This is a genomic window from Actinocorallia populi (assembly GCF_002995495.1).
Classification (GTDB): Bacteria; Actinomycetota; Actinomycetes; order Streptosporangiales; family Streptosporangiaceae; genus Actinocorallia; species Actinocorallia populi.
This window is the reverse complement of sequence record NZ_PVZV01000005.1, coordinates 183,178-204,538: the sequence shown is the minus strand read 5'-3', so window position 1 is coordinate 204,538 and position 21,361 is coordinate 183,178. Positions and strand designations below refer to the sequence as shown.

The following is a 21,361-nucleotide window of genomic DNA, read 5'->3' as shown; positions in this document are numbered from 1 at the left end:
GCGGGAGGTGATGGCGGTGGTCGTGCGGGCGGAACGGATGTTCGGGAAGAGGGGCCGGTGGTCCGGCGACAGGCGCATCGCGAGTTCGTGATCCGTCGGGGAATCCTTCGCGGAAAATAGTATTTCGGCCTCCTGTCGTATTCCGGCCAAGAGTCCGTGTTTTCGCCTGTTGACGGAATGTCAGCGGGTTTCTACGTTCACAGTGATCGTTCGTCCTCGCACACGCTTCCGCCCACCCGACATGTGCGGACGCGAGATCCCCGGAAAAGAAAGCAGGGAACATGAGAATCGTCCGCGTGCTCGCCGTCCTCTTCACGGCGGTGACGACGGCGCTGATGTTCGGCGGCCCCGCGTCGGCCACCACCATCAGCAACCCCGGAGGCTGGCTGGCCGTCGCCCTGGCCTCGACGGGCTGCGCCCCCGTCGCCGTGGAGGGAACGGTCACCGCCACCGGATCCCCGGTCACCGTCTCCAACACGTTCTTCCCCGGCACGTGCAGCGGGCTCGCCATCACTGTTTCTGGCGGCTCCTTCGACCACGTCACGAGCACCTGGGACGGAGAGGCCACGCTGCCGGCCGTCTTCACGATGACCTCTCCCGCCACCTGCTCCTACTCCGGCACCATCCCCGCCCGGATCTACAACGGGACCAATTCCTCCCGGCCCTATCCCCTCAACGACCACCTGCAAATCGAATTCGACACCACCGTCCCCCTCACCAAGATCTCCGGCTCCTTCCTGTGCCCCACCACCATGAGCATGGTCTTCGACGCCGTCTATCAGGTCCGCGCCTGGAACAGTTCCACCAACCTCTACGACCAGACCATCACCATCGCCCCCTGATCGGCCCGCGGCGCATTTCCCGGTGACCGCAGAACCGTGAGAAAAAATGCGGCACCGCCTGCTCGAGCCGAAGGAGCAGGCGGTGCCGGTTCTCTTTTACCAGGGACGCATGATCTTGTCCGGGGTCATGGGGGTGCTGCGGACGCGGCGGCCGGTGGCGTGGTGGACGGCGTTGCAGACCGCGGCGGAGACGCCGACGATGCCTATCTCGCCGACGCCCTTGGCGCCGAGGCGGCTGGCGACGCGGTCGTCCTCGGCGACGAAGAGGACTTCGATGTTGGAGATGTCGGCGTTGACCGGGACGTGGTACTCGGAGAGGTTGTGGTTCATGAAGCGGCCGAGGCGGTGGTCGCTGTGGGTCTCCTCGTGCAGGGCCTGGCTGATGCCCCACACCACGCCGCCCGAGATCTGCGACGTCGCCGTCTTCAGGTTCATGATGCGGCCTGCGGCGATCGCGCTCACCACGCGGGTCACCCGGGCGGTGCCGAGGTCCTCGTCGACCTTGACCTCGCAGAACACCGCCGAGTGGGTGCCCAGTGCCCACTTGCGTTTGCGGAACATGTTGGACACCAGGGTGTGGCTCGCTTCGAGGCGCTGTTCGTCCGCCGCGGCCAGCAGGTCCACCAGGCGCATCGAGCGTTCCGGGGAGCCCGCGACGCGCAGGGAGCCGTCGGTGAACTCGACCTGGTCGAGGGTCAGGTGCTCGAACGGGGAGCCGGGCAGGCGGCCGGCGATGCGGAGGAGCTTCTGCCGCAGTTCCACGCAGGCGCCTTCGACGGCCGAGCCGATCGTCGCCACATGGCTGGAACCGCCCTCGACGGAGGCCAGCGGCAGGTTCGAGTCGCCCAGCTGGAAGACCACGTCCTCCAGTGGCAGGCCCATGGTCGCGGCGGCGATCTGCGTCATCACCGTGTACGTGCCGGTGCCGATGTCGCTGGCCGCGCTGCTGACGACAAGGCGGCCGTCCGCGTGCAGCACCGCGGTGGCGCGGCCGTAGAACTGGGCCGCGTCCCAGATGCCGGTGGCCATGCCCCAGCCCACCAGCTCGTGCCCGTCGCGCATCGAGCGGGGGTGCGGCGGGCGGTCGGCCCAGCCGAAACGTTCGGCGCCTCGGGTGTAGCAGGCCCGCAGTTCCTTGGACGAGTACGGCAGTCCTTCCGTCGGCGAGGATTCGGTGTAGTTGCGCAGCCGCAGTTCCAGCGGGTCCATGTCCAGCTCGACGGCGAGTTCGTCCATCGCCACCTCGAGCGCGTGCACGCCGTGTGCGGCGCCCGGGGCCCGCATGTCGATGGGCGTGTACTGGTCGAGGTCGACGAGCCGGTAGCCGAGGCGGATGTTGTCGCACGCGTACAACTTGCCCGACCAGTTCACGACGACCTCGGTGTAGTCCTCCATGCGCGACGTCTCGGCGATCGCCACGTGTTCGATGGAGCGCAGCGTGCCGTCGCGGTCGGCGGCCAGGCGCACGCGCTGCCAGGTCTCGGGCCGGTGACCGAAGGTGAACATCTGCTGGCGGGTCATCACCACGCGCACCGAGCGTCCCAGGTGCAGCGTCCCCATCACCGCGAGGGGCAGCTGGTACTGCGGGCGCAGGCCCGAGCCGAACGCGCCGCCCACGTAGGGGTTGCGCACCGTCACCTGGCTCTTCTTGAGACCGAACACGCGCGACACGTACGAGCGGCAGTTGATGGAGCTCTGGTTCTTGTCGTAGATCGTGAGGTGCCCGTCTTCCCCGAGGATGACGGTCGAGGCGAACATCTCCATGGGGTTGTGGTGCTCGACTCCGGCTGTGTAGACGGCGTCGATCTTCACTTCGGCGGCGCCGTAGGCCGCCCGTGCGTCGCCCTTCTCGGAGGGCGGCGGCTTGTATCCGAACTTCAGCGGCCGGGGGCGGTGCGCCTTCCGGAGGTTCGCCATCAGGTTCGTGTCGTGCGGGCGTTCGTCGTAGCGCACCCGTACCAGGCGTGACGCCGCCCGCGCGGCCTCGAACGTCTCGGCCAGGACGAGCGCCACGGGCTGGCCGCTGTAGCGGATGCGGTCGTCGTGCAGCGGCTTGAACGGCGAGCCCGCGGGAGCCGTCAGGTCCTTGAAGGCGAGGCCGAGCGAACGCGTCCTCGGCCGGTTCTCGTGGGTCAGCACTGCCAGCACGCCCGGGACTTCCCTCGCCTTGCGGGTGTCGAGGGAGATGATCCGGCCTTTGGCGATGGTGCTGTTGACCACCACGCCGTGTACGAGGTCGGCGGCGGGGTGCTCGGCGGCGTAGCGGGCGCGGCCGGTCACCTTGGCCACGCCGTCCACCCGCGACACCGGCTGGCCGAGCCGCACGGTGCCGGTGCCCGCCGGCGCGGTCGGGGTCTCGAGGTCGGCGATCAGGTCGGTCACGGCTGCTCCTCGGTGTCCATGCGGTCCAGCGGGGTGCCCTCGAACGGCTCTCCCGCGAAGAACGGGAGCCCGAGCAGGCCGGTGTTCGCCGGGACGCCGTCGAGGGCCATGCCCAGCGCCCGTACCACCGCGCGGTGGGCGAGCGGGATCTTGAAGGCGTTGTCGCCCCGGCTCTGTGCCCCTGCCAGCGCGGTTTCGGCGGCCGCCTCGAAGGCGGCGGGAGTGGGACGGGCTCCCACCAGGGCCTCCTCGGCCTCGGGCACCCGCCACGGCTTGTGCGCCACACCGCCGAGCGCGAGGCGGGCGCCCCGCACGGCGCCGTCCTCGTCGAGGTCGAGCGCGGCGGCCACCGAGACCAGGGCGAAGGCGTAGGAGGCGCGTTCGCGCACCTTCAGGTACGTCGAATGGGCGGCGTACCCGTCCGATGGCGGGAGTTCGATGGCGGTGATCAGCTCGTCCTCGCCGAGCGTGGTGTCGCGCTGGGGCTCGTCGCCGGGCAGGCGGTGGAACTGTTCGAAGGGGATGAGCCGCTGACCGGCGGCCGAACGCACGTGCACGACGGCGCCGAGCGCGGCCAGCGCCACGCAGAGGTCGGAGGGGTGGGTGGCGATGCAGTGCTCGCTGGCGCCGAGGATGGCGTGCTGGCGCGCCAGGCCCTCGATCGCGCTGCACCCCTCGCCCGGCTCGCGCTTGTTGCACGGCGTGCCCACGTCGTAGAAGTAGTGGCAGCGGGTGCGTTGCAGCAGGTTGCCGCCGTTGGTGGCCATGTTGCGGATCTGCGGGGAGGCTCCGGCGAGGATCGCCGCCGACACGAGGGGGTAGCGGCGGCGTACTTCCGGGTGCCGCGCGGTCGCCGCGTTGCGGGCCAGAGCGCCCAGCAGCAGCCCGCCCGCCTCGGTCGGGCGGATCTCGTCCAGGCCGACGCGGTTGATGTCGACCAGCGCCGCGGGCCGGGCCACGTCCTCCTTCATCAGGTCGATCAGGTTCGTGCCGCCCGCGATGAACCGCTTCGGGCCGGGGCCGCCGTCGGCCAGCGCGTCGAGCGCGTCCTCCACGGTGCGGGCGGACGCGAAGGTGAAGGCCCTCATGCGGCACCGCCCCGGCCCCGGGTGGCGGCGAGCACGTCGAGCACGGCCTGGGTGATCTGCGGGTAGGCGCCGCAGCGGCACACGTTGCCGCTCATCAGCTCGCGCACCCTCGCCACGTCGCTCCCCTCCGGCACGGCGTCGAACTCGTCCAGCATCCCGGCCGCCGAGCAGAGCTGGCCCGGGGTGCAGTACCCGCACTGGAAGGCGTCGCGGTCGATGAAGGCCTGCTGCAGCGGGTGCAGCCGCTCGCCCTCGGCGAGTCCTTCGACGGTGACGACCTCGGCGCCGTCGTGCATGACGGCCAGGGTGAGGCACGAGTTGACGCGCACGCCGTCCAGCAGCACCGTGCAGGCGCCGCACTGGCCGTGGTCGCAGCCCTTCTTCGTGCCGATCAGGTCCAGCCGGTCGCGCAGCAGGTCAAGCAGGGTGACCCAGGACTCGACCTCGAGCCGGTGAGGCACTTCGTTGACGACCAGTTCGACGTGGTGCCGGTCGGCGGTGACCGGTGGTGCGGCCTCGGGGGCCATGCTCTCGATCTCGCTGCCCATGCGGGGCGGATACCCCCGGTGACCTCGGTGAATCCCGGCGAGATACGCGGACGCCGCCTTAGTGCCCAACCATGGCGAAACCATGACGGAGCCCGAACGGAACGTCCCGGTTCACTCCGGCACGGCCGGGGGCTGGAGCATGGGGACGAGGAAGCGGCGGGCCACGGCGGCGAGCTGCTCGTCGTCGTCGAGGTCGAGCAGGAGGCTGGGGATCGCCAGGAAGGAGGCGGAGACGCGGACCATCATCTCGGCGACGAAGTCGACGTCCAGGTCGGCCGAGACGGTGCCCGCGCGCTGCTCGTGGCGCAGCTGCCCGGCGACGAACTGGCGCACGGTGGCCAGGGTGCGGCCGCCGTCGCTGATCATGGAGGGGACGACCAGGTCGGGTTCGGTGGCGATGAGGCCGCCGATCAGGGGGTTGCCCCGGATCACGCGCAGCGAGCTCACGAAACCCAGCACCACGCGGTCGGCGACGGTCTCGGCCTGGGAGATCTCCTCGAGGAAGCGGTCGAAGTAGCGGCGGAACTCCCGGCGCACCACCTGTTCGATCAGGGCGTCCTTGGTGGAGAAACGGCGGTAGACGGTGATGCGCGAGACGCCGGCGCGGCGGGCCACGTCCTCCATGGTGGAGCGCTGGATGCCCATCCGGCAGAACTGCTCGTAGGCGGCGTCGAGGACGCGGACACGGGACTCGTCCATGTCCTCGACCCGTTCGACGGCGTCGGTGTAGGCGCGTTCGAGCAGCGACTCCGGGCCCGGGTTGGCCATGAGGAAGGGCAGTGCGGGTTCCATGTTCTCCTCCTGGGACGACTGCTTCCGCCTCGCTCGCCGACAACGTCCAACAATAGGCCTTGTGATGCCCGTCACGGTGTGCTGTTATGGGGTTCGCCACCGATGATACGCAGATGCAGATCGCGTTTCATCATATCACCAAGGCGTTCTCGGCCCGAAGAGGAGCAAGGCATGGAGAAGCCAAGCAGGCGCGACCTGCTGCTGGCGAGCGGAACGCTGGGCGCCGTCGGCGCGCTCGGCGCCGCCTCGCCCGCGCAGGCGCTGTGGACGTGGTCGCCCAAGGGGTCGGTCGTGGGCGCGGGCCTCGGCGCCGACCCGCGGACGGTGTGGGACGACGAGGCCGACCCGCTGGTCGCCTCCCTGATCGACCGGGGCGACGTGCCCCGGGTCAACCAGCTGCTGCGGACCTGGACCAAGAACGGCCAGCCGCTGCCCGCCGGACTCCCGGCCGACCTGAAGAACTTCATCGAGAAGGCCCGCAAGCTGCCGTCGTGGGCCGACCAGGGCAAGCTCGCCACCGCCTTCAGGTTCAACGAGAAGCGCGGACTCTACCTCGGCGTCCTCTACGGCTTCGCCAGCGGGATGATCAGCACGGTCATCCCCAAGGAGGCGCGCGCGGTCTACTACTCGCAGGGCGGCGCGGACATGAAGGACCGCATCTCCAAGACCGCCAAGCTCGGTTACGACATCGGGACCCGCAACGCCTTCGCCGCCGACGGCGAGATGATCGTCACCTGCGTCAAGACCCGCCTGGTGCACGCCGCGGTGCGCCACCTGCTGCCCAAGTCCCCGCACTGGGACAAGGTCGCCGACGAGGAGATCCCGATCAGCCAGATGGACATGATGGTCACCTGGCACAGCCTGCCCACGACCGTCATGCGCCAGCTGAAGGGCTGGAGGGTGCCGATCCCCACCGCCGAGGCCGACGCCTTCCTGCACTCGTGGCAGCTGACCGCCTACATGCTCGGCATCAAGGAGGAGTACATCCCCGACTCCTGGACCGAGGCCGAGTCCCAGGCCAAGCAGTCCCTGGACGCCGTGCTCGCCCCCACCCCCGAGGGCATCAAGCTGGCCGACATCCTCCTCGACCTCGGAGCCCAGCTCGACGGCACCGTCCTGAGCAGGCCCGTCCTCACCGCGTTCACGCGCTTCCTGCTCGGCGACGAGATCGCCGGATGGCTGAAGCTCCCCAGGACCCCGGTCTTCACCGGGATCCTCGAGACGGCCTGGATGCCGTTCATCGCCGTCCGCGAAGGGCTGCTCCCCTTCCCGCTGGCGCCGGCGGCCTACTGGACCCTCGACGAGTTCATCCGCAAGTTCGTGCTGCTCTACGTCTCCGAGGCCAAGGAGATCAGCATCGAGATCCCCGTGGCCAACAACCCGAACTACCCCTGACCGGCGGACCCCCTCCCCGTTCCGGCGACCCGCCCCGCGCAGACGGAGGAACTCCTGCCCCGGCCCCCTGATCCCCCGTCCACAAGCCCGCCGCGGGCTCGGAGTCCCCTGGATTCCGAGCCCGCGGCCTTTGCGTCCGGGCCTCAGCCGGAGACGATCCACGGCAGGAGGACGAGCTGGGCCGCGACCAGGATGTCGAGGGTGCCGCACCATTTCGCGTAGGAGCGGGCGACGACGGCGTCCTTTCTGAGGTGGGCGAAATCCCAGAAGCCGTGGAGGAACCAGCCCGCGGCGACCAGGTGGCGGCCCAAAGCGGGTTCCACGAGGAGGGCGGTCAGGGCGAGTGCGCCGAAGGCGAGCATTCCGAACGCCTGGATACGGAAGGTACGGGAATTGCGCAGTTCTCCGTCGAGCGCGCCCCACAGGAGGACGGCCAGTGCCGTTCCGGTGAAGACGACGGAAGGGGGCACCACGTCGAGTTCTCTCAGGAGCACGTAGACGCCGGTGAGGAGCAGGAGGACCGGCCAGGTCGCCTTGCGCCGGCCCGCCTTGGCGACCATGAGGTAGACCAGGGGCAGCAGGAGGAGGACGTTGGCGAGGGCCGCCGTCTCGGCCGAGGGGTCCTCGGTCGGCATGGACACCGCCGCGACCGCGGCCAGGACGAAGGGCCAGAAGCGAGCGGCGAGGTCAAGCATGGGCGGGGGCTCCGTACTCTTCGCGGCGGCGGAGCATCACCAGGAGCATGAGCGGGAGCATCAGCACGTGTTCCAGGAGCATCGCCGTGTCGCCCGTGAGCATGTCCAGCCACAGGAACGGCAGCAGGACGAGGGCGGGAACGATCATGGAGGCGGCCATCTCGAGGGTGGCGGGCCAGCCGTGGCCGCGGTAGCGCATCCAGAGGGTCATGCCCGCCGTCATGTCGAAGGACATCTCCAGGAGGGTCAGTTCGGGGCGGTCCGCCGGGAACTCCAGGCCCACGAGGACCAGGGCGCCGCGGACGAGGGCTCCGAAGACCGCCATGCCGACGAGCATCGCGGCGATCATCTCGAGGTAGTGGCGGAAGAAGTGGCGCCATCTCCCCGTGGGGTGGTCGTGGCCAGTGGTGGTGTTCGGCATCGTCGCCCTCCTGTGCCGGAGCGGGTGGTGCGTTCAGACTGCGCCAGGGCCGGTACGCGCAGTAGTGACGGAAGAGCACCTGCGGGCGTGGGCATGTCATGGCCTCTCATGACATTTGTCATCGGATGGCCGACGGGGCCCGTATGCGGCGGCGGGCGGACACAATGGCCGTGTGGACGACGGATCGAGGGAGCGCGGGAGCGGCCTGGGCGGTTTCCGCCGCTACACGTGGTGGAGCCTCACCGGGACCCTCGTGTTCTTCCTGGTGCTCGCCGTGGGCGGCCGGACCCTGGACCAGGGCGTGCCCGGCTGGGCCAGGACGCTCAGCGCCGCCGCGCTCGCCGTGCTCGTCACGGCGATCGTGGTGTCGCTCCGGATCCGGTTGGCCTCCGCGTCCGGCGGTCCGCGAGCCGTGCGCCCGCGGGACGGCCGTCCGCCGGTCGGGTGGCTCGCGGCCGGGAGCGCGGCGGCGGGCGTGCTCGGGGCGGTCGCGCTGGCCGTCCACGAGCACCGGGTGTGGTCGCTGGCTCCGGCGATGATGGTCGCGGTCGCGGCGACGTTCCTGCCTCCGGCGCGACGGCGTGTGCTGGTCGCCGCCGCGGTGGTCGCGGCCGCCGTCATCGGCGGGATCGTCGGCTTCGTCTCCGCGGACGTGGAAGGGCCGTCCCCCGTCCTCGAGCCGGTCGGGCTGGTCGCGTTCACCTCGTGGACGGTGCTGGGCATGTTGTGGGGCTGGGACGTCGCCGAACGGCTGAACACCGCCGGGCGGCTGGCCGCCGAGCTGGCGGTCAAGGAGGAGCGGTTGCGGTTCGCGGCGGACCTCCACGACATCCAGGGCCATCACCTGCAGGTCATCGCCCTCAAGAGCGAGCTCGCGGCGCGGCTGGCGGAGACCGATCCGTCGCGGGCCGCCGCGGAGATGCGGGAGGTGCGGGAACTGTCCGCTGAAGCGCTCCGCGACACCCGTGCCGTGGCGCAGGGATACCGGCGCACCACGTTGGAGGAGGAGCTCTCCAACGCGGCCAAGGTGCTGGCGTCCGCCGAGATCCGCACGAGCATCGACCGGGCCGCCGGCACCGCGCAGGACCTCTCCGAGACCGGCCGCCACCTGCTGGGGCTGGTGATGCGCGAGGCGACCACCAACGTCCTGCGCCACAGCGAGGCGGCCCGCGCGCACATCGCCTACCGGGTGGAGGACGGCCGGGCTCTGCTGCGCGTCGGCAACGACGGCGCGGCCGGCTCGCCGTCACGGGGTTCGGGAACGGGGCTCGCCGTGCTGGCGGAGCGCCTGCGGAACGCCGAGGGAACACTCGAATGGCGGAGCGAGGACGGCTGGTTCGAGGTCGTCGCGTCGCTGCCGGCCGGCACGGCGGGAGCGGAATGATCCGGTTGCTGATCGCCGACGACGAGGACCTCCTGCGCAGCGCGCTGGCGGCGCTGCTGGCGTTGGAGGACGACCTGGAGGTCGTCGCCGAGGCCTCGACCTCCACCGACGCGGTGCGGCTGGCGCGCGAGCACCGCCCCGACATCGCCGTGCTCGACCTGGAGATGCCGCCCGCCGACGGCCTGCGCGCCGCCGAGGAGATCCGCTCCGCGTCCCCGGTCAGGATCGTCCTGGTCACCCGCCACGCACGTCCCGGCGTGCTCCGCCGCGCCCTCGCCGCGGGCGTCAGCGGTTTCGTGCCCAAGACCACGTCCGCCGCCCGGCTCGCCGAGATCATCCGCGACGTCGCCGCCGGACGGCGCTACGTCGACCCCGACATCGCCGCCTCCGCCCTGACCGAGGACGACTGCCCCCTCACCGACCGGGAGCTCGAGGTCCTGCGCGTGTCGCGGACGGGCGCCTCGGTCAACGAGATCGCCGCGCAGGTCCACCTGGCCCCCGGCACCGTGCGCAACTACCTGTCCGCGGCCATGGCCAAACTGAACGCCTCCTCGCGCCACGCCGCCGCCCACCGCGCCTGGGAGGAGGGCTGGATCTGACGGGCGTCAGCCGCGGTCGCGGAGATAGGCCCGCCAGCCGCCGTACGAGGTGATGTCCGCGGCCCCGTGCAGGGCGGAGGGCTCGCAGAGGAAGCCCGGGACGCGGCTGCCGTCGGCCAGTTCCACGCTGCCGAGGGCCATGGGGTGGGGGAGGGCGGCGAGCAGGCCGCCCAAACCCTCCGGCGGCAGGTCCCACACCTCGGCCTCGATGGCGGCGCCGTCTTCGCGGACGCGTACCAGGCCGGGCTTGGGCGGGGTGGTGGGCAGCGCGTACAGGCGGTAGCGGGGTGCGGTGGCGGTCGCCTGGGAGAACCGGGCGCCCAGGGCGAGGAGCTGGGAGTTGAGGGGCTGGCCCGTCAGGTGGGCGCCGACGACGGCCACGCGGGCGGGCGGGGTGAGGAGCGCGGCGATCCGGGCGAGGCGGTCGTCGGTGTGGGCGGGGCCGATCAGCATCACGCCGAAGGGCAGGCCCCCGGTCGTTCCGGCGGGGGCGGCCACCGCGGCGAGGTCGAAGAGGTTCGTGGAGTTCGTGAACCGGCCCAGGCGGGCGTTGGCTCCCAAGGGGTCGGCGGCCACTTCGGCGAGGGTGGGGTGGCCGGGAGCGGTGGGCAGCAGCAGGGCGTCCGCGTCGCCGAGCGCGGCGAGGGCGCGGGAGCGCAGGGCGGCCAGCTCGTCCTGGTCGCTGAAGAGGCGGTGGGCCGGGATGTCGCGGGCGCGGCCGATGATCCCGGCCACGGTCGGGTCCAGATCGCCGTGTCCTGCCCGCTTGTCGATGAACTCTCCGACGGCGGTGTAGCGCTCGGCGACGAAGGCGCCCTCGTAGAGCATCGCGGCGGCCTCGGTGAACGGGGCGAGGTCCACGGACTGGAGGCGGGCTCCGGCCGCCTCCAGCCGGGCGGCGGCGTTCTGGAACGCCTCGGCCCAGCCTTCGTCCAGCTCGCCGAGCTGGGAGAGGCCGGGGACGGCGATCCGCCACGGGCCCGGCTCGCGGGGCGGCGGCACGATGGTGCCGGCGGCCAGGTGGGCGAGGGCCTGTTCGGCTTCGGGGAGGGTGCGGGCGAAGACCGTCACGCAGTCGAGGCTCGCGCAGGCCGGGACGACGCCCTCGGTGGGGACCAGGCCCCGTGTCGGTTTCAGGCCGACGATGCCGTTGAAGGCCGCCGGGACGCGGCCGGAACCCGCGGTGTCGGTGCCGAGGGCCAGGTCGGCGATGCCGAGCGCCACGGCGACGGCGGAACCGGAACTCGATCCGCCGCTGATGCGGGACGGGTCGACGGCGTTGCGCACGGCCCCGTACGGCGAGCGGGTGCCGACCAGGCCGGTGGCGAACTGGTCAAGGTTCGTGGTGCCGATGACGACGGCGCCCGCCGCGCGGAGGCGGGCGACCGCCGGGGCGTCCCGGGCCGGTTCGTACGCGTAGGAGGGACAGCCAGCGGTGGTCGGGAGTCCGGCGACGTCGATGTTTCCCTTGACGGCGAGCAGCCGTCCGGCGAGGGGAAGCGCAGGGTCGATCCCGGCGATCTCCGCCTCGACGTCGGCTCGAGGGCGGAGGTCGATCCAGATCTCGGGGCGGTCGACCGTCGAGATGCGCTCGTAGGCGGCGCGGACGCGGGCGAGAAAACGTTCGGTCATCGGTGCGGATGCCTTCCTACGCGGGCGGGGCCAGGACGATCAGCGGGGTTCCGGACTCGATCTGGGCTCCGGGCTTGGTGAGGACCTCGGCGACGACGCCGTCGCTCGGCGCGTGGACCGGCGCTTCCATCTTCATCGCCTCCAGTACGAGAAGCCGCTGGCCCGCCGTGACGGTGTCCCCGGCGGAGACGGACACCTGCCAGACGGAGGCCGCGAACTCGGCTTCCACGAGCCGTCCGCCGGGCGGGACGGTGATCTCCTCGGGTGCGGCCACCGGTTCGGCCGCCGCCTCGGCACGGGCGAACTCACCCGAAGCCTCCCAGGCGTCCCGTTCCGTGCCGAAGGCTGCGGCCTGGAGAGCACGGAAGTCGGCTATCGACGTGGCGTTCTCGTCCAGGAAGCGCTGATAGTCGGCGAGGGCGAAGGTTCCTTCTTCGATGCGGGGGGTGAACCGTCCGGCGGCCATGTCGGCGCGGAGCTCCAGGAGCTCGTCCGGCCCGACCTCGTACCACTTGATGCGGTCGAAGAAGCGGAGCAGCCAGGGGACGCCCTCCCGCTTCCAGCTCGACCAGACCTGTGTGGTGCGGCCGACGAACTGGTATCCGCCGGGCCCTTCCATGCCGTAGATGCACAGGTACGCGCCACCGATACCGACGGAGTTCTCCGCCGTCCAGGTCCGGGCCGGGTTGTACTTCGTGGTGACGAGGCGATGGCGGGGGTCGAGAGGCGTGGCCACGGGTGCGCCCAGGTAGACGTCACCCAGGCCGAGAACGAGGTATTCGGCGTCGAAGACCGTGCGGAAGACGTCCTCGACGGACTCGAGGCCGTTGACGCGGCGGATGAATTCGATGTTCCAGGGGCACCAGGGGGCGTCGTCTCGCACCCCGGCCATGTACCGGGCGATGGCTTCGCGGGTCGCCGGGTCGTCCCAGGACAGCGGAAGGTGAACCGTCCGGGACGGCACGACCAGTTCGTCGGTGGGCGGAAGAGCGCCCTCGATGCGGCGTACGGCCGCCAGCAACTCCTTCTGCGGCAGGACGTCCGGATCGATCTGGATCTGCAGGGAGCGTATGCCGGGAGTCAGGTCGGTGACGCCCTGCAGTTCGGCCGCCACCACCGCTTCCATCAGCGCGTGCACCCGCATCCGCAGTGCCAGGTCCAGCTCCATCCGCCCGAACTCGACCAGCAGGTTGTCGTCTCCGCTGCGCCGGTACGTCACGTCCCCCTGCCGGGCCAGCACCCCGCCGTCCGCGATCTCCGTCCGGTCCGCCAGGGGACGCACCTGGGGCGTACGGCGCAGGGCGTCCGCCGCGTCCACGGTCAGCGGGACGAACCTGACGGAGTCCCCCGGCCTCAGCTGGCCGAGCTTCCACCGCTGGCCCTTGGCGATCGTCGCCGGACAGACGAAGCCGCCCAGCGAGGGGCCGTCGGGGCCGAGCAGCACCGGCATGTCCCCGGTGTAGTCGACCGCGCCCACCGAGTACGGCGTGTCGTGGATGTTGGACGGGTGCAGCCCGGCTTCGCCGCCGTCCTTGCGGGCCCAGCGCGGCTTGGGACCGACCAGGCGCACGCCCGTGCGGGCCGAGTTGAAGTGGACCTTCCAGTCGGCGGCGTAGAAGTCGCGGATGTCGTCCTCGGTGAAGAACTCGGGCGCGGCGTGCGGGCCCTCGACCGCTCCGACCTCCCACTCCCGGCCGAACACGGGCCGGTCGGCTTGCGGCACCGGACGGCCCGCGTGCCCGGCCGTCCCGCCGTGCAGCACGTCGCCCGTGCGCAGAGCACGACCGCCGTGGCCGCCGAAGCGCCCCAGGGTGAAGGTGGAGGCGCTGCCGAGGAAGTCCGGCACGTCCAGCCCGCCGCCCGCGAACAGCACGTAGGTGCGCAGGCCGAACTCGTCGGGGGCCCCGATCCGGAGCGTGGCCCCGGCGGGGACCGTCACCGGCTCCCACTGTGAAACAGCGACTCCGTCCACGCTCACCGGCGCCGGGGCCCCGGTGACGCACACCGTCGTCTCGCGGGTGAAGCGCAGCCCGGGCCCCTGGAGGGTGCATTCCAGGCCGGGCGCGCCCTCGTCGTTGCCCAGCGCCCGGTTGCCGAGCCGGAACGACAGGTCGTCCATGGGGCCGCAGGGCGGGACGCCGACCTGCCAGTGGCCGGTCCGGCCCGGCCAGTCCTGGACGGTGGTGAGGGTGCCGCCCGAGACGACCTCGACGCGCGGGGTGGGGTCCGTGACCGAGGCCAGGGTGGCGGTGGAGTGCCGGGCCGCCCGCACCTCGGGGTCGGCGAGCGCGGCCCGCACCAGGCCCAGGTTGGTCTCGATGCCGTCGACGCGGGTCGCGGCGAGCGCGGCGTCCAGCCGGCTCAGCGCCTCCGCGCGGTCCTCGCCGTACGCGATGACCTTGGCCAGCATCGGGTCGTAGGCGGTGGTCACCTCCGTGCCGGTCTCCACCCAGGAGTCGACGCGGACGTCCGGGGGAAAGGAGACCCGCGTCAGCAGGCCCGCGCTGGGGCGGTGGTCGCGGGAAGGGTCCTCGGCGTAGACGCGGGCCTCCACGGCGTGGCCGCGCGGGGCGCCGGGCTCGCGGACGACCGCCGCCTCCCCCTGGGCGAGGCGCAGCATCCACTCCACGAGGTCGACGCCGTAGATCTCCTCGGTGACCGGGTGCTCCACCTGCAGCCGGGTGTTGACCTCCAGGAAGTACGCCTCCTCGCGGGCGGCGTCGTACACGAACTCCACCGTTCCGGCGGAGCGGTAGCCCACCGAGGCGCACAGGCTCCGTGCCGCGTCGGCCAGTTCCTTGCGGACGCGGTCCGGCAGGCCCGGCGCGGGCGCCTCCTCGACGACCTTCTGGTTGCGGCGCTGCAACGAGCAGTCGCGGTCGCCGAAGGCGACGACCCGGCCCGCGCCGTCGCCGAAGACCTGCACTTCGACGTGGCGGGCGTGCTCGACGAGCCGTTCCAGGAAGACCCCGGCGGAGGAGAACGACGCGGCGGCGACCCGCTGCACCTGCTCCCACGCGTCGGCCAGTTCCTCTGGCCCGCGGCAGGCCCGCATCCCGATACCGCCGCCGCCTCCGGTGGCCTTCAGCATCACCGGATAGCCGATGCGGACGGCCTCTTCCAGCGCGGCGGAGAGGTCGGGCAGCAGGCCGGTGCCGGGGGCGAGGGGCACGCCCGCGGCCTCGGCCGCCGCGCGGGCGGTGTGCTTGGCGCCGAACAGCTCGAGCTGCTCGGGCGTGGGGCCGACGAAGACGATTCCCGCTTCCTCGCAGCGCCGCGCGAACTCCGCGTCCTCGGACAGGAACCCGTATCCCGGGTGGATCGCCCCGGCGCCGGTCGCCGCGGCGGCCTTGAGGACCAGTTCCACGTCCAGGTACGACTCCTTGGCGGGCGCCGGGCCCAGCCGTACCGCCTCATCCGCCAGCCGTACGTGCTCGCTCGTGCGGTCCGGGTCGGAGAAGACCGCGACCGTGCGCAGCCCGAGCCGACGGGCGGTACGGATGATCCGGACGGCGATCTCGCCCCGGTTGGCGATCAGCAGGGTGTCGAAGGCGGGTTTCATGCGGCCGTCCCATCGCCGATCGTCATCTGGACGGGGGTCGGCTCGAAGCCGTTGCAGGGGTTGTTGATCTGCGGACAGTTGGACACCAGGACGAGGACGTCGGTCTCCGCACGCAGGACGACCTTCAGGCCGGGGGCGGAGATGCCGTCCACGATGCCGAGCGTGCCGTCCTGCTCGACGGGAACGTTCATGTACCAGTTGATGTTCGACACCAGGTCGCGTTTGCCGAGGCCGTGACGCGCTCCTTCGGCGAGGAAGTTGTCCACGCAGGCGTGCTGCGACCAGGTGTGGTGGCCGTAGCGCAGGGTGTTGGACTCCTTGGAGCAGGCGCCTCCAACGGTGTCGTGGCGGCCGCAGGTGTCCTCGACGACGGTCATCAGCGGGGTGTGCTCGTTGGAGAGCAGGACGGAGCCCGTGGTCAGGAAGATGTTCCCCTGGGCGTGGATGGTGTCGGGGGCGCTGTAGCGGACGGCGGTGTCGTGTGCGTCGTACACCAGGCAGTCCACGGCCTGGTTGCCGTGCAGGTCGGTGATGGTGAGCAGGTGGCCCGCAGGGACGACGGCGGACCAGGCGGCCCTGGCGGGAACGGTCGTGGTGGTCATGCGAGCCCCCTTGCGGTGCGGAATTCGGCGGTGTTGAGGAAGGCGCGGCGGCCCTCCGGGGCGGCGTTCCACAGCGCGTCGTCGGGTCCGGTCGGACGTGACTTCCAGGCGAGCGCCTCCAGCGGGGTGCTGGCGTACTCCGGCCGGGGGTCGACGGGGTGCGGGACGTTGGCGATGAGCACGGTGAGGTCCTGCTCGGCGCGCAGGGTCACGGCGGCACCGGGTCCCGCCGAGCCGGTGAACTTCAAGGAGCCGTCCTCCTGGACCTCCACGCCCTGGAAGAAGGAGATCGAAGGCGGGAGGTCGCGGGGCTCCAGCCCGTTCTTGAGGGCGGCCAGTTTGAGCAGTTCCCGGCCCGCCGGGGACGCGGACTGCGGCGTCCCGTCGCCGTACCGTTCGGTGTTGCGCACGAGGGTGGAGGTGCCGCACAGCGCGTCGTGCCGTCCGGAGGTGTCGGCGACGATGGACGCCAGCACCCGTCCCTGGTCGGACAGGAGCAGATTCCCCTCGCCCAGGTAGGCGTTCCACTGCACCTTGACGGTGTCGGCGGTGTTGAGCCGCTCCCAGGGCCGGTCCGCGACGAACAGCAGCAGGTGGGCGCAGGCGTCGCCGCGCACGTCCGTCAGCCGCAGCTCGGTGCCGCGGGCGAGCACCTTGTGCGTGTAGCCGCCGCCCGCCACGGTCTCCGCCCACACCAGCGGACCGGCCTCGCGGGGCGGGTCCGGCCATGCGGCGGCGGGCACCACCGGCATGGCCTCGACGCTGGTCCCCTCCTGGGCGCGGGCGTGGTCCCGCGCTCCGTACGTCGTCGCCGTCGACATGGCCAGACCTCCTCGAGACGTTTTTCTGTCGCTTGACAGAAATTAGGCCGGGGCGGATTCACGGACGTTGCCGCCGCGTTGCCGCCGCGTTACCGAGTCCTCACCGGCGCGGGCGCGGGGGCGGTGCGCGCGGCGCGGTGTGCGACGATCGGCCCCATGGGGACCACCACGGGAAGACGGGTCGGCAGGCCGCGCGCGGTGCAGCGCCCCGAGAGCGGGCTGCCCGCCAGGGAGGAGCTGCTGGCCGCGGCGGCCGAGCTGTTCACCTCGCGCGGGTACGCGGCCACCTCGACGAGGGCGGTCGCCGAACGCGCCGGAATGCGGCAGGCCACGATGTACCACTACTTCGACGGCAAGGAAGACCTTCTCGCCGCGCTCCTCGAGAGCACGGTCACGCCGTCGCTGGTCCTCGCCCGCGGCCTCCTCGCCGACGGCCGCTCCCTGCCGGCGGAGGCCCGCCTGTGGCAGCTGTGCCGCTCCGACGTGGAGCTGCTGTGCGGCGGCCCGCACAACCTGGGCAGCCTCTACCTGCTGCCCGAGACCCGCGCCGAGCGGTTCGCCGGGTTCAGCCGGATGCGCGGCGAGCTGAAGGAGGCGTACGGGCGGCTGCTCGCGGCCACGGAGAGCGGCGGCCTCCTGGACGGGGGCGAGCTCGCGCTCCGCAACGACCTCGTCTTCGGGCTCATCGAGGGCGTCATCCTGATCCACCGCTCCGACCCGGACCGCCCCGTCCCCGCCTTCGCGTCGGCGACGGCGGACGCGGCGCTGCGCGTGGCGGGAGTGCGCGAGGAGGACCTGCCGGCGGTGCGCGAGGCCGCCGGGCCGCTGCGCCGGCCGGCCCCGGGCCCTGCCCGTCCATGACGAAGGACCCGAAGCGCCGGGGCTCCGGGTCCTGGTCCGTCCGCCGCGCTACGACGCCGCGGACGGCTCCGGAACGGGCTGGACGGCCACTGCGGGACGGCGCAGCATCCGGTACGCGGTGCCGAGCGCCAGCATCGTGCCGAGGAAGAGCACGGTGAACCACTGGAAGTACCAGTGCCCGCCCTCGGGGTCGTAGACGGCTGCGCGCGGCCAGGCGAGGTTGACGGTCATGAACAGTCCGTAGGCCAGGGCGAGCACGTTGATCGGCAGGCCCCACCTGCCCAGCGAGAAGAGCGGCTTGCCGAGCTCGTCGACACCGGCGTCGGCGGCCCATCCGCCGCGCAGCCTGCGCAGCAGCATCGGCCCGGTGACCATCGCGTACGCGAGGTAGAGCATGGCGATGCAGGTCGTCCCGATGGCGAGGAAGGCCTCCGGCGAGGCGAGGTTGAGCAGGCAGAGCCCCGCCGCGGCGACGCCCACCACCACGGCGGGGGCGACCGGCATGCCGGTGCGCGGGGAGACCCTGCCCAGGACGCGCGAGGCGGGCAGCACCCCGTCGCGGGCCATGGAGAACAGCATCCGGGTCGCGGAGGTCTGGATCGCGAGCGTGGCGACGGCGACGGCCAGGGCCACGTCCAGCAGCAGCGCCTTGCCGACCCCCGGGCCGAGGCTGCTGGTCAGCACGTAGGCCAGGCCCTCGGTGGCCAGCCGCCCGTCGGTCAGGCTCGGCGCGGCGAGCAGCCCGCCGAGCACCATCAGGGTCGCCAGGACGCCCGCGGCGAGCAGGGCGGTGAGGATGGTGCGGGGCGCGGTGCGGCGCGGGTTGCGGGTCTCCTCGCTCATCTCGCCCGCGCTGTCGAAGCCGATCAGGACGTACGCGGCGGCGAACGCGCCGACCAGCAGGGCGCCGATCGCCCCGCCCTCTCCCCCGGTGTGCAGGGTGACGCCCCCGCCGCGCTCGGAGTGGGTGAGCAGCAGGACGACGATGAGCACCGCGCCGATGATCTCCGCGGTGACGCCGACGCGGTTGACCACCGACAGGACCCTGTTGTCCAGCACGTTGACGACCGTGGTGAGGACGAGGAGCACGACGGCCAGGACGGCGGCGTTGGCGGCTCCGGTCGCCGTCGTGGGAGCCGGGTCGCCGCCGACGATCTGGAACCCGCTCCAGACCGCCGGCAGCACCATCTGGAGCGCGAGCGCCGCGGCTGCGACCACCACGATCTGCCCGGTGACCATGATCCAGCCCGCGAACCAGCCGAAGGCCGGCCGGCTCAACCGGGTGGACCACTGGTAGATGGCGCCCGAGATCGGGTAGCGGGCGGCGAGCTCGGCGAAGCAGGCCGCCACCAGCAGCTGGCCGAGGAGGACGGCGGGCCACGTCCAGAAGAAGGCGCCGCCGCCGAAGGAGTACCCGAAGGCGAAGAACTGGAAGACGGTGGTGAGGACGGAGATGAAGGAGAAGCCTGCGGCGAAGGAGGCGTAACGCCCCATGCTGCGGTGGAGTTCCTGGCGGTAGCCGAACCCGGCGAGCGCGGCGGAGTCGGGCGCCGGATCGGTGGCTTCCGTGCGCGGCGATGGAGCGATGGCGGTCATGGCAGCAGTCCCTCCCTAATTCCTGTCATGCGACAGAAATTAGGGAGGAGCTGTTTCAGCGGAGTGTCACGATCGTGTCGGCCCAGGGTCCAAGTCCTCACCGAGGCCGCTGAGGTCAGGTCCGGGCGGGCTGGTCGGGGCGGATCCGGCGGGGGTCGTACAGGTGGGATTCCCCGCCGCGGCAGGCCGCGGGGTCCAGGGCGGGGCCGACGAGGATGACGGCGGCCTTCTTGAGGCCGTGGGCCTCCACCTGGTCGGCTATGTCGGACAGGGTGCCTGTGATGACGAGTTCGGCGGGCTGGGAGGCGTTGGCGACGACGGCGGCGGGGCAGCCGGGGCCGTACTCGGCGGCGAGCTCGGCGGCCAGGGCGCGGACGCGGGTGATGGCCAGGTGGAGGACGAGGGTGGCCCCGGTCCGGGCGAACGCCTGGAGCGACTCGGTCTGGGGCATCGCGGTCGAACGGGCCTGGGTGCGGGTGAGGACGACGGACTGGGCGATCAGGGGGACCGTCAGCTCCTTGCCCAGGAGGGCGGCGGCGGCGGCGTAGGCGGGGACGCCGGGGGTGACGTCCCAGGGGATGCCGCGGGCGTCCAGGCGGCCGGTCTGCTCGGCGAGGGCGGAGTACAGCGAGGGGTCGCCGGAGCAGAGGCGGACGACGTCGTGCCCGGCGTGGTGGGCTTCGGTGAGGTGGGCGGTGATCTGGTCGAGGTCCAGGTGCTGGGTGTCGATGAGCACGGCCTCGGGGCGGCAGTGGGAGAGCACCTGCTCGTCGAGGTAGGTGCCGGGGTAGAGGCAGACGTCGGCGCGTTCGAGCATGCGCGCGGCGCGGAGGGTGAGGAGGTCGGCGGCGCCGGGGCCGGCTCCCACGAAGTGCACGGTCACTTTTCGTCCTTTCGCAGCGACCACTGGGTGACGGTTCTGGCGGGCTTCCAGCCGTCGAACGCGCCGAGGGGGGCGGCCTGCTCGACGCTGAGGCGGGTCAGTTCGCCGCCCAGGTCGGCGTATCGCGCCATGAGCAGGGCTTCCGTCTGGAGGGTGACGCCGTGGACGACCAGGCGTCCGGCCGGTTTCAGCGCTTTCCAGCACAGGTCGATGACGCCTTCGGCGGTGGCCCCGCCGCCGATGAAGACGGCGTCGGGGGATGCGAGGCCGTGCAGCGCCTCGGGGGCCCGGCCGTGCACGACGTGCAGGGCGGGGACGCCAAGGGAGGCCGCGTTCCCGGCGATGCGGGCGGCCCGTTCCGGGTGGGATTCGATCGCGATGGCGCGGCAGGAGGCGTCCGTGCGCATCCACTCGACGGCGACCGAGCCCGCTCCCGCGCCGACGTCCCACAACATCTGGCCGGGCAGGGGCGCGAGGCGCGACAGGGCCGAGGCCCGCACGTCGCGTTTGGTGAGCTGGCCGTCGTGCTCGAACGCGTCGTCGGGCAGGCCCGCCACCAGGGAACGGCCTCCGGTGCCGGAGCACTCGATCGCCACGATGTTCAGGGCGGGGAGTTCCGCCGGCACGCCCTCGGCGGGTACTGCGCGGAGCATCGCCTCGCGTTCGGTGCCCAGGTCGGACAGGACGGTCAGCTCGCTGGTGCCGAAACCGGCTGCGAGCAGGAGTTCGGCGACCCGGCGGGGGGTGGTGCCGTCGCCGGAGAGCACGAGGACGCGGCGGCCGGGGCTCAGCAGGCGCAGCAGGGTGCGCGGGTCGCGGCCGACGAGGCTGAGGACGGACGTGGTCTCGGCGGGCCAGCGCATCCGGGCGCGGGCGAGCGCGACCGACGAGAGCGCCGGGACGATGCGCACCCGGTCGGGGCCCAGCACGTCGATGAGGGTGCTGCCCACCCCGGACACCAGGGGGTCGCCCGAGGCCAGCGCCACGACGTCGCCGGAGCAGGACGCCAGGAGGGCGCCGAGTCCGGCGCGCAGCGGGGACGGCCACGGCAGGCGCCGCTGCGCGGGCACGGGCGGGACCATCGCCAGGTGGCGCGCGCCGCCGAGCAGCGTCCCGGCCTCCTCGACGGTGCGGCGGGCCGCCTCGTCCAGGCTCGTCCAGCCGTCGGCGCCGATACCGACCACGGTCACGGAGACAGTCATGCCGCACGACCTTAGTGCCCGTTTCCACCCCCTGTGGCTTCGCGGGCCTCCGCCGG

18 protein-coding genes are annotated in these 21,361 nt (G+C 72.1%); 5 read left to right on the top strand and 13 right to left on the bottom strand.

Features of this window, described 5'->3' with window-relative positions; all coding sequences use genetic code 11:
• The first annotated feature begins 281 nt into the window (after nt 1-281).
• Complete coding sequence (locus C2865_RS21030) at nt 282-842, top strand: hypothetical protein (protein ID WP_106400253.1); 561 nt, start codon at nt 282-284, stop codon at nt 840-842.
• 96 nt (nt 843-938) lie between these two features.
• On the opposite strand, the gene C2865_RS21025 is transcribed toward C2865_RS21030, so the two are convergent.
• The 4 genes from C2865_RS21025 to C2865_RS21010 all read right to left on the bottom strand — a co-directional run bounded on the left by C2865_RS21025 (nt 939) and on the right by C2865_RS21010 (nt 5,652).
• The gene (locus C2865_RS21025; protein WP_106400252.1) at nt 939-3,224 is read right to left on the bottom strand and encodes a xanthine dehydrogenase family protein molybdopterin-binding subunit; all 2,286 of its coding nucleotides are present in this window, start codon (nt 3,222-3,224) and stop codon (nt 939-941) included.
• The gene (locus tag C2865_RS21020) at nt 3,221-4,312 is read right to left on the bottom strand and encodes an FAD binding domain-containing protein (RefSeq protein WP_106400251.1); all 1,092 of its coding nucleotides are present in this window, start codon (nt 4,310-4,312) and stop codon (nt 3,221-3,223) included. Before C2865_RS21020 ends, C2865_RS21025 begins: the two co-directional genes overlap by 4 nt.
• The gene (locus C2865_RS21015) at nt 4,309-4,860 is read right to left on the bottom strand and encodes a (2Fe-2S)-binding protein (protein WP_106400250.1); all 552 of its coding nucleotides are present in this window, start codon (nt 4,858-4,860) and stop codon (nt 4,309-4,311) included. The genes C2865_RS21020 and C2865_RS21015 overlap by 4 nt, the downstream gene beginning before the upstream one ends.
• A 111-nt stretch (nt 4,861-4,971) precedes the next feature.
• Complete coding sequence (locus C2865_RS21010) at nt 4,972-5,652, bottom strand: TetR/AcrR family transcriptional regulator (protein ID WP_106400249.1); 681 nt, start codon at nt 5,650-5,652, stop codon at nt 4,972-4,974.
• A 171-nt stretch (nt 5,653-5,823) separates the two neighbouring features.
• Here C2865_RS21010 and C2865_RS21005 point away from each other — a divergent pair, with 171 nt between their 5' ends.
• On the top strand, nt 5,824-7,047 hold the full coding sequence (locus tag C2865_RS21005; RefSeq protein ID WP_106400248.1) for an oxygenase MpaB family protein: 1,224 nt from the start codon (nt 5,824-5,826) through the stop codon (nt 7,045-7,047).
• Between the two features lie 143 nt (nt 7,048-7,190).
• Here the strand turns inward: C2865_RS21005 and C2865_RS21000 are convergent, their stop codons facing one another.
• A complete protein-coding gene (locus C2865_RS21000) occupies nt 7,191-7,742 on the bottom strand; it encodes a hypothetical protein (RefSeq protein ID WP_106400247.1) in 552 nt (183 codons plus the stop codon).
• Complete coding sequence (locus tag C2865_RS20995; RefSeq protein WP_106400246.1) at nt 7,735-8,163, bottom strand: hypothetical protein; 429 nt, start codon at nt 8,161-8,163, stop codon at nt 7,735-7,737. Before C2865_RS20995 ends, C2865_RS21000 begins: the two co-directional genes overlap by 8 nt.
• Before the next feature lie 172 nt (nt 8,164-8,335).
• Here C2865_RS20995 and C2865_RS20990 point away from each other — a divergent pair, with 172 nt between their 5' ends.
• Both C2865_RS20990 and C2865_RS20985 read left to right on the top strand, forming a co-directional pair.
• Nucleotides 8,336-9,547 (top strand): sensor histidine kinase, encoded by a 1,212-nt coding sequence (locus C2865_RS20990; RefSeq protein ID WP_106400245.1) that lies wholly within the window; start codon nt 8,336-8,338, stop codon nt 9,545-9,547.
• Nucleotides 9,544-10,146, top strand: coding sequence for a response regulator transcription factor (locus C2865_RS20985; RefSeq protein ID WP_106400244.1), 603 nt, complete (start codon nt 9,544-9,546; stop codon nt 10,144-10,146). Before C2865_RS20990 ends, C2865_RS20985 begins: the two co-directional genes overlap by 4 nt.
• Nucleotides 10,147-10,152: 6 nt before the next feature.
• Here the strand turns inward: C2865_RS20985 and atzF are convergent, their stop codons facing one another.
• Genes atzF through C2865_RS20965 form a run of 4 tightly spaced genes read right to left on the bottom strand, consistent with a single transcriptional unit; the run spans nt 10,153 to nt 16,763 of the window.
• Nucleotides 10,153-11,778: an allophanate hydrolase gene (atzF, locus tag C2865_RS20980; RefSeq protein ID WP_106400243.1), complete on the bottom strand. Its 1,626-nt coding sequence runs from the start codon at nt 11,776-11,778 to the stop codon at nt 10,153-10,155.
• A 16-nt stretch (nt 11,779-11,794) separates the two neighbouring features.
• A complete protein-coding gene (gene uca / locus C2865_RS20975; protein ID WP_106400242.1) occupies nt 11,795-15,340 on the bottom strand; it encodes an urea carboxylase in 3,546 nt (1,181 codons plus the stop codon).
• Nucleotides 15,337-15,942: an urea amidolyase associated protein UAAP2 gene (locus C2865_RS20970; RefSeq protein ID WP_106400241.1), complete on the bottom strand. Its 606-nt coding sequence runs from the start codon at nt 15,940-15,942 to the stop codon at nt 15,337-15,339. Before C2865_RS20970 ends, uca begins: the two co-directional genes overlap by 4 nt.
• Complete coding sequence (locus C2865_RS20965; protein WP_106400240.1) at nt 15,939-16,763, bottom strand: urea amidolyase associated protein UAAP1; 825 nt, start codon at nt 16,761-16,763, stop codon at nt 15,939-15,941. The genes C2865_RS20970 and C2865_RS20965 overlap by 4 nt, the downstream gene beginning before the upstream one ends.
• Before the next feature lie 156 nt (nt 16,764-16,919).
• Here C2865_RS20965 and C2865_RS20960 point away from each other — a divergent pair, with 156 nt between their 5' ends.
• Nucleotides 16,920-17,624: a TetR/AcrR family transcriptional regulator gene (locus C2865_RS20960; protein WP_106400239.1), complete on the top strand. Its 705-nt coding sequence runs from the start codon at nt 16,920-16,922 to the stop codon at nt 17,622-17,624.
• A gap of 48 nt (nt 17,625-17,672) precedes the next feature.
• Here the strand turns inward: C2865_RS20960 and C2865_RS20955 are convergent, their stop codons facing one another.
• The 3 genes from C2865_RS20955 to cbiE form a co-directional block, all read right to left on the bottom strand.
• Nucleotides 17,673-19,220, bottom strand: a complete 1,548-nt coding sequence (locus tag C2865_RS20955) for an amino acid permease (RefSeq protein WP_106400238.1) — start codon at nt 19,218-19,220, stop codon at nt 17,673-17,675.
• Nucleotides 19,221-19,335: 115 nt separating this feature from the next.
• Complete coding sequence (locus C2865_RS20950; protein ID WP_106400237.1) at nt 19,336-20,103, bottom strand: cobalt-precorrin-4/precorrin-4 C(11)-methyltransferase; 768 nt, start codon at nt 20,101-20,103, stop codon at nt 19,336-19,338.
• Nucleotides 20,100-21,305: a precorrin-6y C5,15-methyltransferase (decarboxylating) subunit CbiE gene (cbiE, locus tag C2865_RS20945; RefSeq protein ID WP_106400236.1), complete on the bottom strand. Its 1,206-nt coding sequence runs from the start codon at nt 21,303-21,305 to the stop codon at nt 20,100-20,102. The genes C2865_RS20950 and cbiE overlap by 4 nt, the downstream gene beginning before the upstream one ends.
• Nucleotides 21,306-21,361: the final 56 nt, after the last annotated feature.

Bases quoted from the DNA above. Each gene is read 5' to 3' on its own strand.
- C2865_RS21020 (WP_106400251.1), bottom strand. From the start codon at position 4,312: ATGAGGGCCTTCACCTTCGCGTCCGCCCGCACCGTGGAGGACGCGCTC.
- C2865_RS21010 (WP_106400249.1), bottom strand. From the start codon at position 5,652: ATGGAACCCGCACTGCCCTTCCTCATGGCCAACCCGGGCCCGGAGTCG.
- C2865_RS20970 (WP_106400241.1), bottom strand. From the start codon at position 15,942: ATGACCACCACGACCGTTCCCGCCAGGGCCGCCTGGTCCGCCGTCGTC.
- C2865_RS20960 (WP_106400239.1), top strand. From the start codon at position 16,920: ATGGGGACCACCACGGGAAGACGGGTCGGCAGGCCGCGCGCGGTGCAG.
- uca (WP_106400242.1), bottom strand. From the start codon at position 15,340: ATGAAACCCGCCTTCGACACCCTGCTGATCGCCAACCGGGGCGAGATC.
- C2865_RS20955 (WP_106400238.1), bottom strand. From the start codon at position 19,220: ATGACCGCCATCGCTCCATCGCCGCGCACGGAAGCCACCGATCCGGCG.
- C2865_RS21000 (WP_106400247.1), bottom strand. From the start codon at position 7,742: ATGCTTGACCTCGCCGCTCGCTTCTGGCCCTTCGTCCTGGCCGCGGTC.
- C2865_RS21005 (WP_106400248.1), top strand. From the start codon at position 5,824: ATGGAGAAGCCAAGCAGGCGCGACCTGCTGCTGGCGAGCGGAACGCTG.
- cbiE (WP_106400236.1), bottom strand. From the start codon at position 21,305: ATGACTGTCTCCGTGACCGTGGTCGGTATCGGCGCCGACGGCTGGACG.
- atzF (WP_106400243.1), bottom strand. From the start codon at position 11,778: ATGACCGAACGTTTTCTCGCCCGCGTCCGCGCCGCCTACGAGCGCATC.
- C2865_RS21030 (WP_106400253.1), top strand. From the start codon at position 282: ATGAGAATCGTCCGCGTGCTCGCCGTCCTCTTCACGGCGGTGACGACG.
- C2865_RS20965 (WP_106400240.1), bottom strand. From the start codon at position 16,763: ATGTCGACGGCGACGACGTACGGAGCGCGGGACCACGCCCGCGCCCAG.
- C2865_RS21015 (WP_106400250.1), bottom strand. From the start codon at position 4,860: ATGGGCAGCGAGATCGAGAGCATGGCCCCCGAGGCCGCACCACCGGTC.
- C2865_RS20985 (WP_106400244.1), top strand. From the start codon at position 9,544: ATGATCCGGTTGCTGATCGCCGACGACGAGGACCTCCTGCGCAGCGCG.
- C2865_RS20995 (WP_106400246.1), bottom strand. From the start codon at position 8,163: ATGCCGAACACCACCACTGGCCACGACCACCCCACGGGGAGATGGCGC.